This is a genomic window from Mesobacillus foraminis (assembly GCF_004340465.1).
In the GTDB taxonomy this organism is placed as follows: Bacteria; Bacillota; Bacilli; order Bacillales; family Cytobacillaceae; genus Mesobacillus_B; species Mesobacillus_B foraminis.
The window spans coordinates 198,436-215,080 of record NZ_SLVV01000004.1 but is presented as its reverse complement, the minus strand read 5'-3'; the positions used below and the strand labels follow the sequence as shown (position 1 = coordinate 215,080).

General features: G+C 40.4%; 16 protein-coding genes. 14 read left to right on the top strand and 2 right to left on the bottom strand.

Annotated elements, in window-relative coordinates:
- The first annotated feature begins 641 nt into the window (after positions 1–641).
- Positions 642–791: a hypothetical protein gene (locus tag EV146_RS26885; protein WP_158287040.1), complete on the top strand. Its 150-nt coding sequence runs from the start codon at positions 642–644 to the stop codon at positions 789–791.
- A gap of 58 nt (positions 792–849) precedes the next feature.
- On the opposite strand, the gene EV146_RS07880 is transcribed toward EV146_RS26885, so the two are convergent.
- Positions 850–1,074 carry a hypothetical protein gene (locus EV146_RS07880; protein ID WP_132004318.1) on the bottom strand — a complete coding sequence of 75 codons (225 nt, stop codon included), beginning with the start codon at positions 1,072–1,074 and terminating at the stop codon, positions 850–852.
- A 553-nt stretch (positions 1,075–1,627) separates the two neighbouring features.
- Here EV146_RS07880 and EV146_RS07875 point away from each other — a divergent pair.
- The 13 genes from EV146_RS07875 (at position 1,628) to EV146_RS07820 (ending at position 14,955) form a co-directional block, all read left to right on the top strand.
- Positions 1,628–1,987, top strand: coding sequence for a VOC family protein (locus tag EV146_RS07875; protein ID WP_132004315.1), 360 nt, complete (start codon positions 1,628–1,630; stop codon positions 1,985–1,987).
- Positions 1,988–2,244: 257 nt separating this feature from the next.
- Positions 2,245–3,480 carry a Bcr/CflA family efflux MFS transporter gene (locus tag EV146_RS07870; protein ID WP_132004312.1) on the top strand — a complete coding sequence of 412 codons (1,236 nt, stop codon included), beginning with the start codon at positions 2,245–2,247 and terminating at the stop codon, positions 3,478–3,480.
- Positions 3,481–3,659: 179 nt separating this feature from the next.
- Positions 3,660–3,794, top strand: coding sequence for a DUF3934 domain-containing protein (locus tag EV146_RS07865; protein WP_121612843.1), 135 nt, complete (start codon positions 3,660–3,662; stop codon positions 3,792–3,794).
- Between the two features lie 554 nt (positions 3,795–4,348).
- On the top strand, positions 4,349–5,965 hold the full coding sequence (locus EV146_RS07860) for an ABC transporter substrate-binding protein (RefSeq protein WP_121612844.1): 1,617 nt from the start codon (positions 4,349–4,351) through the stop codon (positions 5,963–5,965).
- A 190-nt stretch (positions 5,966–6,155) separates the two neighbouring features.
- On the top strand, positions 6,156–7,010 hold the full coding sequence (locus EV146_RS07855; RefSeq protein WP_121614030.1) for an ABC transporter permease: 855 nt from the start codon (positions 6,156–6,158) through the stop codon (positions 7,008–7,010).
- Positions 7,011–7,064: 54 nt separating this feature from the next.
- The gene (locus EV146_RS07850) at positions 7,065–7,967 is read left to right on the top strand and encodes a carbohydrate ABC transporter permease (protein ID WP_132004309.1); all 903 of its coding nucleotides are present in this window, start codon (positions 7,065–7,067) and stop codon (positions 7,965–7,967) included.
- A gap of 163 nt (positions 7,968–8,130) precedes the next feature.
- Positions 8,131–10,446, top strand: coding sequence for a glycoside hydrolase family 127 protein (locus EV146_RS07845; RefSeq protein WP_241993854.1), 2,316 nt, complete (start codon positions 8,131–8,133; stop codon positions 10,444–10,446).
- A gap of 16 nt (positions 10,447–10,462) precedes the next feature.
- Entirely contained in the window at positions 10,463–11,452 is a 990-nt protein-coding gene (locus EV146_RS07840; protein ID WP_132004306.1) for a LacI family DNA-binding transcriptional regulator, read from the top strand.
- Between the two features lie 30 nt (positions 11,453–11,482).
- Positions 11,483–12,496 carry a Gfo/Idh/MocA family protein gene (locus tag EV146_RS07835; RefSeq protein ID WP_132004303.1) on the top strand — a complete coding sequence of 338 codons (1,014 nt, stop codon included), beginning with the start codon at positions 11,483–11,485 and terminating at the stop codon, positions 12,494–12,496.
- A 27-nt stretch (positions 12,497–12,523) separates the two neighbouring features.
- Complete coding sequence (locus EV146_RS07830; RefSeq protein ID WP_132004300.1) at positions 12,524–13,135, top strand: YesL family protein; 612 nt, start codon at positions 12,524–12,526, stop codon at positions 13,133–13,135.
- A 94-nt stretch (positions 13,136–13,229) separates the two neighbouring features.
- A complete protein-coding gene (locus EV146_RS07825; RefSeq protein WP_132004297.1) occupies positions 13,230–13,517 on the top strand; it encodes a hypothetical protein in 288 nt (95 codons plus the stop codon).
- A 182-nt stretch (positions 13,518–13,699) separates the two neighbouring features.
- Positions 13,700–13,813: a FeoB-associated Cys-rich membrane protein gene (locus tag EV146_RS27490; RefSeq protein WP_181215916.1), complete on the top strand. Its 114-nt coding sequence runs from the start codon at positions 13,700–13,702 to the stop codon at positions 13,811–13,813.
- Positions 13,814–14,493: 680 nt separating this feature from the next.
- Positions 14,494–14,955, top strand: coding sequence for a hypothetical protein (locus EV146_RS07820; protein ID WP_132004294.1), 462 nt, complete (start codon positions 14,494–14,496; stop codon positions 14,953–14,955).
- Between the two features lie 228 nt (positions 14,956–15,183).
- Here the strand turns inward: EV146_RS07820 and pdxR are convergent, their stop codons facing one another.
- Entirely contained in the window at positions 15,184–16,581 is a 1,398-nt protein-coding gene (gene pdxR, locus EV146_RS07815; RefSeq protein WP_241993853.1) for a MocR-like pyridoxine biosynthesis transcription factor PdxR, read from the bottom strand.
- Positions 16,582–16,645 lie beyond the last annotated feature (64 nt).

The window sequence follows — 16,645 nt, the reverse complement described above, 5'->3', positions numbered from 1 at the left end:
ACCAGACAAAGATTAAAACTATTCTCTTGTATTCAATAACGTCATTGGCAGATTCCTGCGTCTTTAGTACTGGAGAAGAGACTTGTATTTCACCATTCCCTGGTCTATAGCCTAACTGCTTTGTCATCTCCCCGTGTGGATCGTTCATTTAATGATTTTACCTTCATGAAACATTCTTTAACAAGGTTCTCATCAATTTTGCCTCCTGTCAAGAAACATACGCCTTCCTCCATAAAGCAAGTTGTTCAAATTTTCTCTAAAAGAAAATAGCAGCCCCTATTATTAAAAGCTTGTTTCTTTACTGATAAATGACTGGATGGCTTGCTTTACCGAGGTTTGCGAATTGCATGCCGATTAGGTCTGACTAAACGGTGTTTTATTATCAGGACATTGTATACTTATGAGTATTTTTCCTGAAACAACATGAGATGGTTATATGGGCGGTATTTATTATTTTTTTTGCCACTTCCTCTAAAACTGCAAGATTTCTCAAAACCATAAATAGTAAATAAGAAGCTGCTGGATATCCTGACTGTTCCGCTTTTCTTTCAGTGATCCCCCATAATTGTAATAACAAAAGAAACGAAGAGAGATACTAAAGAAAAATATCGGAGGGATGTTAGTAGATATGTTTAGTCTGTTTGGCAATCAAAGAGAAAGACGGCGCGAAAAAAAGGCAAAGCGGGGTATTTGCCCTGATTGTTCTGGCAGAGGATTTTTCTCCTCAGGGTTTGAATCTCTGCATGTTCTGGATTGTTCGAACTGTAAAGGTTCAGGAAAGATTTAATTAAGAAAAAAGAAATTGCATTTAAAATCATTTTAGCATCCATTTGGATGCTCTATTTTTTGTCAGTCTCGGTCCTTAACGATTTTTAACACGCCGATAATTGCTTCTTCCATTGCCTGTTCCTTCGTATCCCCAAACCCATTGTGACAATACCACTCGGAATTTTCCGCAATTGCAACAGCATGCCAATGGGCTCCTTTCTGGAAAACATCAACCAAGACACCGCAGCTAGGTTCATCATAATGAAAACGTTGAGTTTCACTGAGCAAAACCGGATTAATTTTCATTTGTATCACTCCTTTTTAGAAAGTATTCTTCTCAAACAAGGAAAATCTATTCAATAATAAAACCATCTTAATTTTCCGCTAAAGTAACCTCATCACCAACCGGACAATGTCTTAATCAAAGCCTAGTAATAATAGCCCATCATTCGGGCTAACACAGCATGTATAAGTGATAAGTCACAATATGAGAAAGGAAAGTAATGTTTTACTTGTGTACAATTTTATGCCGATCTTTTAAATGTTTTTGTTTTAGACGAAAAGATTGCAGATTTGCCCAAATATTTGCATAATTATTTTAGTCCCTAATACCGTATATTTTATTCTGCGGGAATTACAAAACGGGGTTGACCGGCAGAAGGGTCAATGTAGCGCGTAAATCTTGGCAGCAGTAAAATTAATCCAGGTTAAACCTTCTGTTACAATCATACTGAATAAAAATTACCTTACTGGCGGAGTGGAAAATTACATATTTCTGAACAACAAAGTGTACTCCACTTTGTTTGGGCAACGGTTGCGGGGCAGAATAGGGGCGAATTCAATAAGGAGCTGAAAACCAATGTCTATTATATCTAATAAAGTCGGTGCGATTTTTATACCAGTAAGCGATATTCGAAAGGCAAGAGACTGGTATTGCTCGATTCTGGAACTAGAACCAACTTATGATATTATCTCAGAACATCTTTGCTGTTTGCCGCTTGATAATAACGGCTTATATATTGTTCTAGACAGCAAGGTTTACACGGAAGACTCTTATTCGAGATTCCCGATGTTCCATTTTAATACTGATGATATTCAGGCAGCCTATGAATTTATGAAAGAAAAAGAGGTCGAATTGATTACAGGCATTGAACATGGTCACTGGTTCAATATCAAGGATCCAGATGGGAATATGCTAATGGTTTGCCAAATCAAATAATTATATACTTTTTGGGGTTTCAACTGGCTTATGGACTTGTATTTTATGTCTGAACTCTGCATAAGTAAATTTTCGGTAATGGGGCAGCTCCAACACTAGTGGGGCTGCTCTTTTTATATTGCGCCAATTGCCGTCTGTAAACATTCCTGTTGTCAGATGGTTTTTCCCTTCCCTAAACAGGGGATAGTTTGAAAGGGAAAATGTAGTTTTACGAACGATTGAAGTTCTTAAGAGTTAACTAGAAAGGCGGGTTATGGATGCTTCAGAATCCAACAGGAAAACAGCGGCTGGGGCTGGCTATTCTCCTCAGCATGCTGGGAACGCTAGGTCCTTTTAATATTGATATGTATTTACCAAGCTTCCCTGAAATTAGCGAGGATTTAGGTGCCCGTGCTTCACTTGTCCAGCTAAGCTTGACTGCTTGTTTAATAGGGCTCTCTATTGGCCAGATTATCGTTGGCCCTATAAGTGATGCGAACGGCAGGAGAAAGCCACTGTTGATTTCTCTTTTTTTATTTTCTGTATCTTCTCTTTTTTGTGCACTTGCTCCGAATATCACTGCTTTTATCGCAGCAAGGTTTTTTCAGGGGCTGACTGCCTCAGCGGGTATTGTGCTATCGAGGGCTATTGTCAGAGACGTATTCAGCGGAAGAGAGCTGACTAAATTTTTCGCACTATTAATGGTGATAAATTCAACAGCTCCACTGATAGCTCCAGTTGCTGGCGGAGCCATCCTGCTCTTGCCATTTTCCGAATGGAACTGGATTTTCTATTTTTTAAGTGTGCTTGGACTTATCATTGTCCTTACGGTTTTCCTTCGTTTAAAGGAAACATTGCCCCTAGAAAGCCGCATGCCGGGCTCAGTTGGACATTCCGTTCGAACCATGGCAAGCCTTTTTAAAGACCGGTCATTTATTGGCTATGCCCTTACAGTAGGATTCATTCACGGAGGAACATTTGCCTATGTTTCTGGCACACCTTTTGTCTACCAGGGAATCTACGGAGTGTCTCCGCAAGTCTTCAGTATACTATTTGGCATTAACGGCTTGGCCATTATTACAGGAAGTTTTATTATTGGGCGTTTTAGTGCAATAATAAATGAAAGAAAACTGCTCCGATTCGCCATAATTATTGCTCTTTGTGCCAATACAGTCCTGTTTACTATGACGCTGGTAGAGGGACCGCTGGCTGGCTTGGTTATCCCAATTTTTATTTATATGATGACGATTGGAATGATTCTCACAAGCTCTTTCACACTGGCAATGGAAAACCAGAGCCATCGTGCAGGAAGCGCGAGCGCCTTGTTAGGAGTCCTTCCATTACTCTTGGGATCCATAGTTTCTCCTTTGGTAGGACTAAACGAGACGACCGCCGTACCAATGGGGGCCATATTGTTTACGACCTCGTTAATAGGCTCAATTTCCTTTTTTAAATTGACAAAACAGCATAAGAAACAAGAAAAACGAGCTGTGAGGCTGAATACGGGAGGATAGAATATTTATGTCTTTGATTAAAGATATATATTTTTCACTCCTTTTTTATAAACTCTGGTATAATAAATGATTTTGGGGGTCTGAAACATTTTATTTTCATCCTTTTTATCCTAAAGGAAAATGATAAGACTAACACTTAATATAGGTAACATAAATTCATGGATGCAGGAGCTGGTGTAATGAGTAAAGCAAAAGGAAAGAGCGGGACTGGTAGAGGGACTGGAAAAAAAGGGTGGAATCGGTGGCAGGCTGGTGCCAATAAAGCGAAGAGTGCTAAACCATATAAAAGCAAGGGTGTTAAACAAACAGACTAAAAGGCGATTACTGGTCCGGTAGCATAGTGACTATGATAACATCGATCAACCATAGGAAGGCTGCTGTCATTGGCGGCCTTTTTTGCTTTGAATGGAAAATTAGAAAGCAAGGGTCTCCAATGCTGCTTTATAGTTTACTCCGCCAATCAAAAAGAGTATGCGATTTAAACCTCGTAGACTTGCCCTCAAAAGATTTTCCTCTCATTTCCCACTAACATGAAAAATTTATAACTTTATGTGAAAATTATTTTATTTTTGTGAATATTTATAAAATTTATTGACGAGCCAAAAAGAAAACGCTATCATGATTTTAAATTAAGATACATTAACTAATTAATATATATATTAATGTCTATCATGCACGTTTATGTGTTCGCGAAGTTCATAGTTAACTTAATTTAAGCCTGTCCTTAGAGTAGCGCTGGCCTTTAGGTTGAAGCAGGGTTAAAAACTATACTAATCCTGATTTACTCCATACTTATATGGTATTTCGTGAACGTGCACTATTTTTCGTGAACGTACACATTACATAATTAATACTAGGGGGAAATGAAATGAAAAAGGTAGTAAATGGTATTTTAGCCCTTTCATTATCCGCGGGTGTTTTAGCTGGGTGTTCTGATGATGAAGCAGGCACGGAAGAAAAAGGAGAGGTAACAAAGGATGGAAAGGCGAAACTCACAGCCCTCATTACCAAGCATCCATTAACACAGGATGTCAATAAAATGGAATGGCTTCAAGAAGTGGAAGAGCGTGCAGGAGTAGAAATTAAATGGGAAGAGGTGACAGCTGACTGGGATCAGAAAAAAGGGGCATTGCTTACAAGCGGAGATGTCCCGGATTTAATCATCGGGCCTAACGCTATCACAGATGCAGATCATGTCCAATTTCCTGGTCTGTTTGAAGACTTGTCGGATGATCTGGACAAAAGCTTGCCCAATGTAAAAGTTATGTTCGATGAGAAGCCTGAAACAAAGGAAATTGCCACTCAGCTGGACGGAAACATTTATGGTCTTCCTAAATATCAAAGATTTTGGCCGGCTACTGCAACAAGACAATTTATCAACCAACAGTGGCTGGAAAACCTGGGATTAAAAGCACCGACCAACTGGGATGAATTATATACTGTCCTGAAAGCGTTTAAAGAAGAGGATGCAAACGGCAACGGAGATAAAAGTGATGAAATTCCAATGGACTTTTCACCAACCGGAACTGTCGGCTTTGGATTCTTCCAGCCAACCGTTCTTCTTGGGAGCACTGGGATTACATTGACAGACGCAAGCGGAGCTGGCTATTTTGCTGAAGATGGGAAAGTCAAAAATTTCCTGACAGATGAACGGTATAAAGAAATGGTTGCATTCCTGCACAAATGCTATAAGGAGGGATTGATCAGCAAGGAGGTCTTTACCCAGGACTATACAAAATACCAGTCAGTGGCCCGTGGCAAGGACGATGTTGCAAAGGTTGGATATACGTACGGCTGGGAAGTGACCGACCGATTCGGAAACACACTGGCTCCGCAATATATGTCATTGGCACCATTAAAGGTTTCTGCAAATTCAACAGAGCAAGTTTCCTGGAGCTATGACTTTAACGGTCTTAACTACGGAGCGAATATGGTTACGCTCTCCTCGCAATCGAAAAATAAAGAAGCCGCTTTGAAGTTTATCAACGAATTATATGATCCTGAAGTCAGCATGCAGGTTTTATTCGGTTCATTAGGAACGAATATTGAGGATAAAGGGGACGGAAGCTACAAGGTCCTGCCTCCTGCAGATGAAAAAATGGACCCTGGTACATGGAAATGGACGTCTACATTCGCCGATAATGGACCCATGTACATTTCAGACGACCTAAAGCTTGAACTTGGTACGGATATGCAGTCTGTTGGAAAGCAGACAGAACCGTTTATGCCGGCACTAGATGCGGTCGACAAAGAAAACGATGTACTGCCTAGCATGTTCATCAAATACAGCAAAGAAGATAACTCCAAATTAAGTCTGAACAATACCAACCTGATGACTCTTGCCCTTTCAAAGTACTCACAATGGATAACCAAAGGCGGCATTGAGAAAGAATGGGATGCTTATGTTAAGCAGGCAGAAAAGACCGGGCTGCCTGAGAACCTTGAAATTATGCAAAAGTATTATGATGAATACAAGCAAAAATAAAAAATGATATAGAAGATGCTATATCGAGAAAACGGTATAGCATCTTCCTATCAATAGGAGGTATAAATTTGTGGCGTTTTTAAATCCTCAAACAACAAAACCAATTGACGGCAGCATCCCCAGTGCTATTGTACCAAAGAAAAAAGCAACTGTTTTCAACACCTTTAAACGGGATTATCAATTATGGCTGATGATCCTGCCGGCAATAATCGTTATTATCATCTTTAACTACATACCAATGTACGGAATCCAACTGGCATTTCGGGAGTACGATTTTACCAAAGGACTTACCGGGGGAGAATGGGTCGGCCTGAAATACTTTAAGCAATTCATTGACAGTTTTATGTTTGCAGATTTAATGACCAATACGGTGGTCATCAGTTTGGCTACCATTATCCTGGGTTTCCCGGCCCCCATAATCTTAGCGTTAATCATTAATCAGGTTGTTTGGAAAAAATGGAAGAAAACGATTCAAACAACCGTGTACCTGCCCCATTTCATTTCGATGGTCGTAATGGTAGGACTTCTTAACGTTCTGTTGTCGCCAAATTCAGGGGTAGTAGGGCATATTGCCAGTTCCCTGGGTTTTGATGTCAACCTCCTTGCTTCCGAGAAAGCTTTTGTTCCCGTATACGTACTGTCGGATATCTGGCAGCACGCCGGCTGGAACAGCATCATTTATTTGGCGGCCTTGGCTAGTGTAGACCCTGAGTTATATGATTCTGCTAAGATCGACGGAGCAAGCAGATGGCAGACGATCAGATATGTCGATTTGCCAGCGATTGTCCCAACCATGATCATCCTCTTCATCTTAAGTATGGGAAATATTTTGAATACTGGGTTCGAAAAAATATTCCTGATGCAAAATCCATTGAACCTGCCTGTCTCAGAAGTAATCGCCACCTATGTATACAAAATCGGGATTATATCCAACCAATTCAGCTATTCTGCCGCTATTGGATTATTCAATACACTTATCAATTTTGCTTTCTTGTTGGCGATGAATTATATTGCCAAGAGATTTTCTAACATTAGTTTATGGTAATGGCCTACAGCTATTTGAAATTCTGTTTGAACTGCAAAGCAAGGAGGGAAGGCCATGAGCCTTTTAAGTAAAAAAGGGAAATCGACGTCGGATTTAATCTTTGACATTATTATTTTTGTTCTATGTGCATTCGTCTTTTTAATTGTCGCCTATCCATTGTATTTCGTCATCATTGCATCCGTCAGCGATTCCACGCTGGTATCTACCGGGCAGGTTACCTTATATCCTAAAGGCTTCAGTCTGTTTGGCTACAAGGAAATTTTTAACGACTCGAGAATTTGGGTTGGATATAAGAATACGATTATCTATACCGTCTTAGGTACTGCCGTGAACCTATTGTTTACGTTGCCTGCTGCATATGTGCTTTCAAGACCGGAGTTTAAAGCAAGGCGTGCATTGATGTTCATATTCGTATTTACGATGTTTTTTAACGGTGGATTAATTCCAACCTACCTTCTAATCAAAGAACTAGGCTTGACAAACTCAATGTGGGTGTTCATTCTTCCGTTTTCTGTCAACGTCTTCAACCTGATCATCACCAGAACATTTTTTGAAACATCGCTGCCGAAGGAATTATTTGAAGCCGCACAAATGGATGGTTGTTCACACTTTCAATTTTTTGGAAAGATCGCACTGCCATTATCCAAGGCTGTCATTTCTGTTGTCGGACTTTATTACCTAGTCGGGCACTGGAACGATTTCTTTACAGGCTTGATCTACATCCGGGATTACAGTTTGCAGCCTCTGCAAATCGTTCTAAGGGACATTCTGTTAGCGAATCAGGTGTTTGCTGAGGGAGCGGGCTCTGGGGGAGCAGCCGGCGGATATGCACAGAAATATGCTGACCAGATAAAATATGGAGTGATTATTGTTTCGACGCTGCCGATTTTACTTGTGTATCCATTCATCCAAAAATACTTTGAAAAAGGTGTAATGATTGGTTCAGTAAAAGGATGATAAAAAGGACATATGGCCTTCAACAATATAACCAGACGGAATGCATGGTGTAAGGGTTCATCTTAGGGAACCTCCCGTTTTCTTTCTATTAAAAAAGTTCTTATAATAGTATAGTGGTAATTGAGATTCACTATATTTCGTGAGTAAAAGGAGAATAGCAGCTATGAAAGATGTAAACATGCTGGATGGAATTTTTAAAGAATCACAAGTAACCTTACTGGATGGGATTTTTAGAGAATCACAGAATAAAGGGAAGGAATACCTCATTTACCTTGATGTGGACAGGCTTATTGCCCCATGTTATGAAGGGGCAGGACATGCAGCCAAAAAACCCAGGTATGGGGGATGGGAATCGACCGGCATTGCAGGACATTCTATTGGCCATTGGCTTTCTGCAGCTGCTTCGATGTATGCTGTTACCAAAGATAAGATTCTCCTCAAAAAACTGGAATATGCGGTTGATGAACTGTCCTATGTACAAAGCCTTGATCGTGCAGGATATGTAAGCGGATTCTCCAGGGAATGTTTTGATAAAACATTTACAGGTGACTTTGAAGTAGATAATTTCAGTCTTGCTGGCGGTTGGGTTCCATGGTACAGCATCCATAAGATCTATGCAGGTCTTATTGATGTATATACACTCACTGGAAACCAAAAAGCCCTTGATGCAGTCATCCTTCTGGCTGATTGGGCAAAGAAGGGGACCGATAATCTGACTGATGAACAGTTTCAAAGAATGCTAATCTGTGAGCATGGTGGAATGAATGAAGCTATGGCTGATCTTTATATGATTACTGGCAATGAAGATTATCTTGATCTTGCCAAAAGATTCTGCCATCAAGCGATACTTGAGCCTTTATCCAAAGGCATCGACATTCTTGAAGGAAAACATGCGAACACCCAAATACCTAAAGTCATAGGGGCAGCTAAGCTTTATGAATTGACAGGGAACGAAGATTACAAGAATGCGGCACTTTACTTTTGGAAGGTAGTAACCGAAAACCGATCCTACATTATCGGCGGCAATAGCATTGGAGAACATTTCGGGCCGGCGGACAAGGAAACACTCGGAATCGAAACGCTGGAAACCTGCAATACCTACAATATGCTAAAGCTTACGGAGCACTTATTCAAGTGGTCCAGGAAAGCAGAATATATGGATTACTATGAAAGAGCCCTTTATAACCATATACTTGCTTCGCAGGATCCTGATTCCGGAATGAAGACCTATTTTGTAGCCACACAGCCTGGACATTTTAAAGTTTATTGTTCCCCGGACAATTCCTTTTGGTGCTGTACCGGAACCGGTATGGAAAATCCTGCCCGATATACACGATGCATCTTTTATCAAGAACAAGAAAACCTGTTTCTAAATCTGTTTATAGCTTCGGAGCTTGAGTCAGAAGATCGAAAGCTGAAGATCAGGCAAGAGACAGATTTCCCAAGATCAAATAAAGTTCGGCTATTATTTGAACAGGCAAACGGTGATAAATTGAAATTACATATCCGGGTGCCATATTGGGTGACTGAATCATTTTCAGTCCTGGTTAATGGGGAAATTGCCGATTCCTCTTCTGCAGAAGGCTATGTAACAATTGATGCAGAATGGGAAACAGGTGACACTATAGAATTTGTACTGCCAATGGGACTTCATGCTTATACGGCTAAGGATAACCCGCTTAAAACGGGATTCATGTACGGCCCTGTCGTTCTTGCTGGTGCATTGGGCAACGAGAATTTCCCTGAAAGCGATATCCTTGGTGACCATCTGAAACTCAATAATCATCCATTGATTGAGGTGCCAAGCCTTGTAGCGGACAAAAATAACCTGGAAGAATGGATCAAGCCTGTTGAGGGTTCACCGTTGAAGTTTGAAACTGAAGCGATTGGACAGCCAGGGAACATAAAGGTTATCCTTATTCCGTTTTATGAACTACATCATCAGCGTTACACACTGTACTGGAACTTGATGGATGAAACAACTTACGAAACGTTTGTGGATAAGGAAAAAGAAGAGCTGGAAAGACTGAGATCCATCACAGTTGATGCCGTTCAGCCTGGTGAACAGCAGCCAGAGATCGAGCACGGGATTCAATCACAAAACTCGCAGTCTGATTATTTCAATGTGGTTCAAAAATCATGGCGGGATGTTCGCGGGGAAGGATTTTTTAGCTATGAGATGGCTGTAGAACCAGAGAAGCAAATGTACCTACAGGTCACCTATTATGGCCGTGACAATACCCTTTATACGGATGGAAAAGTATTTGAACGCTATTTTCAGATTTTAGTTAATGGAGAAGTGATTGCCGAGCAGCAGCTGACAGGAAAGCTCTCCGACGGCCTTATCGATATGAATTACGAGATACCACTTCACCTGACACAGGAGAAACAAAAGGTCGAAGTCAAGTTTCAGTCAGAGCAAGGGAAAGCTGCCGGCGGTGTCTATGGAGTAAGAATTGTGAACTCGATTTCTTCATGATATCAGTGGAGGCTCTATGAGAATTACGATTAAAGACCTTGCAGAGTACTGCGGTGTTTCCTCCGGGACGGTGGATCGAGCTTTAAATAACCGTCCCGGTATCAAGCTTAAAACAAAACAGAAGGTTCTCGAAGCAGCCGCAAAATTAAATTACCGTCCCGATTTTACCGCCAGAAGCCTGGTAAAAGGGAAGACAATGACTCTTGGCATTGTCCTGTTTGATCTTTACAATCGTACCTTTGCACAGCTTTTGAATGCAGTCGAGCTGAAAGCAAAGGAGTATGGATACTTTATCTACGTAGCATTGACAAATAAAGATCCTGATAATGAAAAACAGTGTATTGAATATCTTGCCAATCACAAAGTGGATGGAATGATCCTATTTACAGTCCATCAAGGAGAAGAGTTTGAACACTATTTGGAAAGTTTCTCCTTTCCGATTATAACGATTTTCAACTTTTTGTCGGAAAGGTGGCAATACATTGGAATTCATGAACGGGGAGCTATGAAGGACGTCGCTTTATTTATTGCAGATAAAGGCTATACCAAAATTACTTACATTTGTCCCCCGCTGTCATTTCAGGGGAAAAGAAATATTTTTACCCAGGAGGAAAGACTGAAGGGGTTAGAGGAAGGACTTTCTGAAAGGGGCATCAATCATGTGAAGGTCATTAAACAGAATGATTACCTGGATGTACTCGATGGCCTAGTGTTTAAAGATGGTGATATGGCAATTGTCTGCTCCTGTGACCTGTATGCTCTTGAGGTCATGAATCATTTCAAGGAAAAAAAGATCAAGATCCCCGAGGATGTCGGGTTGATGGGCTTTGATAATATCGATGTGCTTAAATATATCTCCCCCAAATTAACGACGGTTGAGTATCCAGTTGAAGAAATTGGAAAGATGGCGGTTGAAAGCTTGATTTATAAAATTGAAGATGGAAAATTCAACACATACTCTCCAATGTCTCTGGATTTTAAGATCATTGAAGGTGAATCGATTTAGCTCCATTTAAAAAATGAAGGAGGTTGAGTAATGAATCATAAAATTGTTGTTGCAGGCTGCGGAGGTATGGCCAATAACTGGGTTGATTATGCCATCCAGCGAGAAAATGCCGAGATTGTTGGATTAGTTGATGTGAATATTTCCGCTGCAAGATCAATGGCAAACCGGAAGGATTTAAATGTCCCGGTTTTTACGGATTTACAAGAAGCTCTGGCTGAGACAGGGGCGAATTTGGTGTTCGATGTGACAATCCCTGCTGTGCATAAAGAAATAGTTACTGTGTCCATGAAAGCTGGCTGTCATGTTTTTGGTGAAAAACCAATGGCAGAATCGATGGAAGATGCGAAAGAGGTCCTAAGAACCGTTCAACTTTATGGGAAAAGGTATACCGTTATGCAAAACCGGCGGTATTTAAAGCAAATACGCGCATTCCGTGATCTAGTGTCAAGCCAGGCTGTTGGCACAATAGGGTCCATACATGCTGACTTCTTTCTCGGCCCCCATTTTGGAGGGTTCCGGGATATGATGGATCACCCGCTGATCCTGGACATGGCCATCCATACATTTGACCAGGCGCGTTTCATTTCCGGGAGTGACCCGGTTTCTGTTTACTGCCATGAATATAATCCCCCAGGCTCCTGGTATAAAGGAAATGCCTCGGCCATCTGCATTTTTGAAATGACCGGCGGTATAGTATTTACCTATCGTGGTTCCTGGTGTGCTGAAGGCTTCAATACCTCCTGGGAATCTGACTGGAGGGTGACCGGAAGCAAAGGCAGTATCCTTTGGGATGGCCATAATCTCCCGGTCTGCGAAGTGGTTGATGAAAAAATGCCCAAAGAATTCTTGCGCGGAGTACAGTCAATCGAGACGGAGAGTGCCTGGGATGGACGAGAAGGTCATTGGGGCTGCCTGGATGAAATGTTTTCAGCGCTGGAGGAAAATCGGAAGGCCGAAACGGATTGCCATGACAATATTAAAAGCATGGCAATGGTTTTTGGAGCCATCGAAAGTGCAAAAAAAATGGAGAAGGTTTTTTTATGACTCCTTCTCCCCAAAAGGGGTTGCAGTATGAATATCCTGGATAGCAGATTTTATGGGGGCGTTGACAGATTATCCAACCTTTTTATCCTGAACATATTTTGGATTGTTTCCTGTCTTCCGATTATAACGATTGCACCTGCGACAACAGCGATGTTCAGTGTGGTCAGACAATGGAAATTAAAGCAGGATACTAGTGTTGTGAGAAATTATTTTCGTTATTTTAAAGAAAACTTTCAGCAAAGCTTTTTAGTAGGTTTGCTTTGGATTTTTTTTGCAGCCATACTATTTTTTAATTTTTTCTACTTGAATCAAGATCAAACGCCTGTGAAATTTGTCATTATTGTGCCTTTATTTATCATCTCATTCCTGTTTATTTGTTTAACAGTGTTTTTGTTTCCACTGATTACCCATTATAAGGTCACGTTGAAGGATGGAATAAAGAATTCATTTTTCCTGGCGATCGCCCATTTTCCGACAACTCTTTTGCTAATAGGCGCTCTTGCATTGTTAACTCTCATCCTATACTATTTTCCAGCATCTTCATTAATCATTTTTAGTGTGGGTGCCTATATCAATTATTCCATTGTCAATTCCGTTTTTCTGAAGTTGGAGCAAACAGCCGGTAACCATCCTTTTTAAAAGCAAAGCATTCTTCCTGTTTTTTTCAGGGTTGGATGCTTTCTTTTTTTTAAAGAGGCTGTACATCCTGACATAGAAAGAAGACTATTAAAATATGATAAAAATGGTATTAAATTTTAAGGGGGTTAGAGAAATTTCGAAGACAAGCGGAAACTATGGACTCCTTGATTTCTATACCGAAACCAACTTTCAATCACTAGTTGACCCGATCATTTCTCCTAATTCCAGCTATGCTGCTGGAAAGGATGGAATTCTAACCGCAGGGGCTCTGGAATTAAAGGTTCATGAATATGTCATTTGGATTTTGGACCATTCCATCGCCAATCCAGTAAAAAAACACCTTGATTTAATTTATACATCCTGTCCATTCGGGCCGATGTAGGTTTAATTTTCACAAAAATAATTATAAATAATTAGAAGTTTTTATTAGAAATATGGAAATATACATGGAGGATCTTCTTATTACTTGGCCATGAAGTTCTCGGTCCCCCAAAATGTGATGGCATATCAGGAATGAACAGAGTGTAAGCGGGTATAGATGTATAAAAACATAAGGAGGGCCTTATGCAAATCGATCTAAGCCAGACATTATTGTCATTTTTGCCAATCTTCGTAATATTAGCGTTGGTAGTAGGGTATATTTTCTACCGGAAAAGTAAAAGTAAAGGAAATGGATAATAACCATCCGATAATCAAGAAGGATTCAATTTTGAATCCTTTTTTAGTTGGTGAAAAATAAAACGGCAGGTATTCCAAAACGAGTAATCATTTATGAGGCTAAAAAGGCTATTGAAAAATTGAGCGAAGGGTGAATAGACAAAGACAATGAGATAATATTTGTTATCTGTATATACAATATCGGACCCTATTTTTCTATAAATTTACCAGGTTAACATACCTTTAGGATTGCGGAGCAGCTCAGAACATTTTCCGTGTACTTCTCAATATGTATAAAGGAAGGGAAATTATGCTTTCCGATGGTACCTGGTTTCTAAAAATGATTTCCTAGAGAATACACCTACATAATGTCAGGCTGTTAACTGTTTTGTATCCCTTAAAAAGCGAGATAAGGAAAGATAAGGACATTTCTCACCAGGTTCATAGGTCTTTAGCGGGAATAGAAGACTTATATACAATGTCACAAGCTTTCAAATGAAATTAAAGGAATTATTGGAATTACTTGTACAGGAAGTAACGTATATGATTGGTGTCTTTTCTTTTAGCTCCTTACCGGAGAGATGCTTTCCTTTTGTACATTTTAAGGAACATACCGCACAAAGTATTGAGCACATAAAAAAAATCTATCAGGAAAAACTATTCTAGCTTACGGCTAAACTTTGACTAGGTGGGTGTAAGGATTGAAGGGAATCATTATTCCAGCATTCATTTTAGGATTCGCGTTCCTTCCAATTGAAGCAAAAGCAGAATTTCAGGTTCCAGCTTTAAAAGAATCAGACATATGGAAGGTAGAGTTAAAAGCCCCATCCAGGGAAAAGAATCTGTCTCAGGGGCAAAAAGATAAATACGAGGTATACAGCCTTTTCGTAACGAACAAAGGAAAAAAAGTTTATAATGTGCATGTTCATTCATTCAGAAGTCAACCGGGCACAAGTAAAATGTTTGGTTTAGCTCCGGAGATGGAAAGGAATCTAATGGTGAAAGGTGACGATTTTAAGTTTCTAAACTTTCCAGTAAAGGCACAAAGTGAAGAGTTAGAATTTGTTATTACTTGGGAAGATAAACCTGTTATCCTGCAAGAAGGAACCAAGGCACCGGGGAGAACATATAAGGAATCCTTCATTTTTACTTCGCCAGGTTAAGGGCTGATAATACATACGGTCGAAATAAGAAACACAGAGAATGAGGGTCGGTCACCGGTTTTAATCCTGAATGCAATCAGCAATTTCTCCAATAATCCTTAATTCTCATCTATATATGAGGAAGGGTGTTTGCTTATTTAAAACGGCAGAAGCCTTTACTTTGAATATAGCTTTTTTCTTTATTTAAAACCGGTACATGCCCCCCCAAAGCCGGGATACTGGACTTTTTTAGAGGTAATTGAAAGATTTACTCCAAGCTTCATGTAAAAAATGGACTCCTGCATTGATCTCTTCCATAGACAAATTGCTAAAACCAAGCTGTAATATCGTTTTTTGTGATTCTTTTCCAAGGTAGTACTGGGATATAGGATAGACCTTGACTCCATGCTTCGCTGCTTGACTAATTAGATTCTCTTCGCCAATCGAACTTTGGAACTGAATTAGTATATACAGACCTGATTGAAAACCGATGATTTTTACGGTCTCACCGAATGAACCCTCCAGAGCGGAAACAAGCCTCTGCATTTTTCGCTTGTAGTTTGCCCGCATCTTCCGAATATGGGAGTCCCAGTAACCGCGTTCCATAAAAAGAGCCATTGTCCGCTGATGAAGACTCGAAGCTGTCTGTTCAACCGATGAAAACAGCTGCTGATATCGAACGAGCAGAGATGGAGGCAGAATCATGTAGCTCAATCGGATTGATGGCAGAAACGCTTTTGAAAAGGTGCTTAGGTAAATAACACGTTCAGGATTCCCTATGGAAGACAAGGCTGGAATAGGCTGTTGTTTATAGCGGAATTCACTATCATAATCGTCTTCAATGATGTAGCCATTATTTTGGCGGGCCCATTTTAGCAGCTGCTGGCGTTCAGCAACCGGCATCGTAACCCCCGTTGGAAACTGATGCGAAGGGGTGATGTATACAACCCTTGAATCCGTTTGTTCAAGCTGTTTAATCGAAATACCTTTTGCTGTTACGTCTATTGGCTGGAGGGTAAATCCCTGCAGGCTAAATATAGTACGTGCGCCGTCATAACCTGGATTTTCTACTGCGATGGCTGAAAAATCCTTTTTTAATAAAATCGTTAAGTGCATCAATAGCTGCTGGGTAGAACTGCCAATCATGATAGCATCCGGGCTGGTCTGGATCCCTCTTGATTGCAATAAATAATGAGCAAGGTTAGCCCTTAAATGAGGATCACCCTGTACATTTCCATAGGTGTATGCAATCTCCTCCCTCAATACTTCATTGCTGCATTGCCGCCATGCTTTTATAGGAAATACTGTCATGTCAACAGCTCCAGCGCGGAAATCGACGAAGGCGGGAAGTTCTGTTCCCTGGTATTTTACTGGCATTGCTTTTGGGCATTGAAGATGCATCGGCTCATACTCTTCTACGAAATAGCCCCGCTTCGGTTCACTCCTGATATAGCCTTCCGCCAGTAATTGTTCATATGCAGTAAGCGTTGTATTCCGGCTAACCTGCAGCAGATCAGCCAGCTGGCGAATGGAGGGCAGCTTTGTATTAGCTTTTAGTTCAGCTTTTTCAATTAATGATCGAATCGATTGATAAATTTGTTTGTATTTTGGATTCATTTCATCCAATTGAAACAACAGCTCTTTCAAATCCCACACCCTATCTGACATGTAAAAAAGATGAGAATTGTACCTTTTTAATGTGTCACTTTAT

Coding starts and splice junctions, on each gene's coding strand:
- EV146_RS07835 (WP_132004303.1), top strand. CDS start 11,483: ATGAATCATAAAATTGTTGTTGCAGGCTGCGGAGGTATGGCCAATAAC.
- EV146_RS07830 (WP_132004300.1), top strand. CDS start 12,524: ATGAATATCCTGGATAGCAGATTTTATGGGGGCGTTGACAGATTATCC.
- EV146_RS07865 (WP_121612843.1), top strand. CDS start 3,660: ATGAGTAAAGCAAAAGGAAAGAGCGGGACTGGTAGAGGGACTGGAAAA.
- EV146_RS07880 (WP_132004318.1), bottom strand. CDS start 1,074: ATGAAAATTAATCCGGTTTTGCTCAGTGAAACTCAACGTTTTCATTAT.
- EV146_RS07840 (WP_132004306.1), top strand. CDS start 10,463: ATGAGAATTACGATTAAAGACCTTGCAGAGTACTGCGGTGTTTCCTCC.
- EV146_RS07850 (WP_132004309.1), top strand. CDS start 7,065: ATGAGCCTTTTAAGTAAAAAAGGGAAATCGACGTCGGATTTAATCTTT.
- EV146_RS27490 (WP_181215916.1), top strand. CDS start 13,700: ATGCAAATCGATCTAAGCCAGACATTATTGTCATTTTTGCCAATCTTC.
- EV146_RS07825 (WP_132004297.1), top strand. CDS start 13,230: ATGATAAAAATGGTATTAAATTTTAAGGGGGTTAGAGAAATTTCGAAG.
- EV146_RS07855 (WP_121614030.1), top strand. CDS start 6,156: ATGATCCTGCCGGCAATAATCGTTATTATCATCTTTAACTACATACCA.
- EV146_RS07860 (WP_121612844.1), top strand. CDS start 4,349: ATGAAAAAGGTAGTAAATGGTATTTTAGCCCTTTCATTATCCGCGGGT.
- EV146_RS07870 (WP_132004312.1), top strand. CDS start 2,245: ATGCTTCAGAATCCAACAGGAAAACAGCGGCTGGGGCTGGCTATTCTC.
- EV146_RS07845 (WP_241993854.1), top strand. CDS start 8,131: ATGAAAGATGTAAACATGCTGGATGGAATTTTTAAAGAATCACAAGTA.
- EV146_RS07875 (WP_132004315.1), top strand. CDS start 1,628: ATGTCTATTATATCTAATAAAGTCGGTGCGATTTTTATACCAGTAAGC.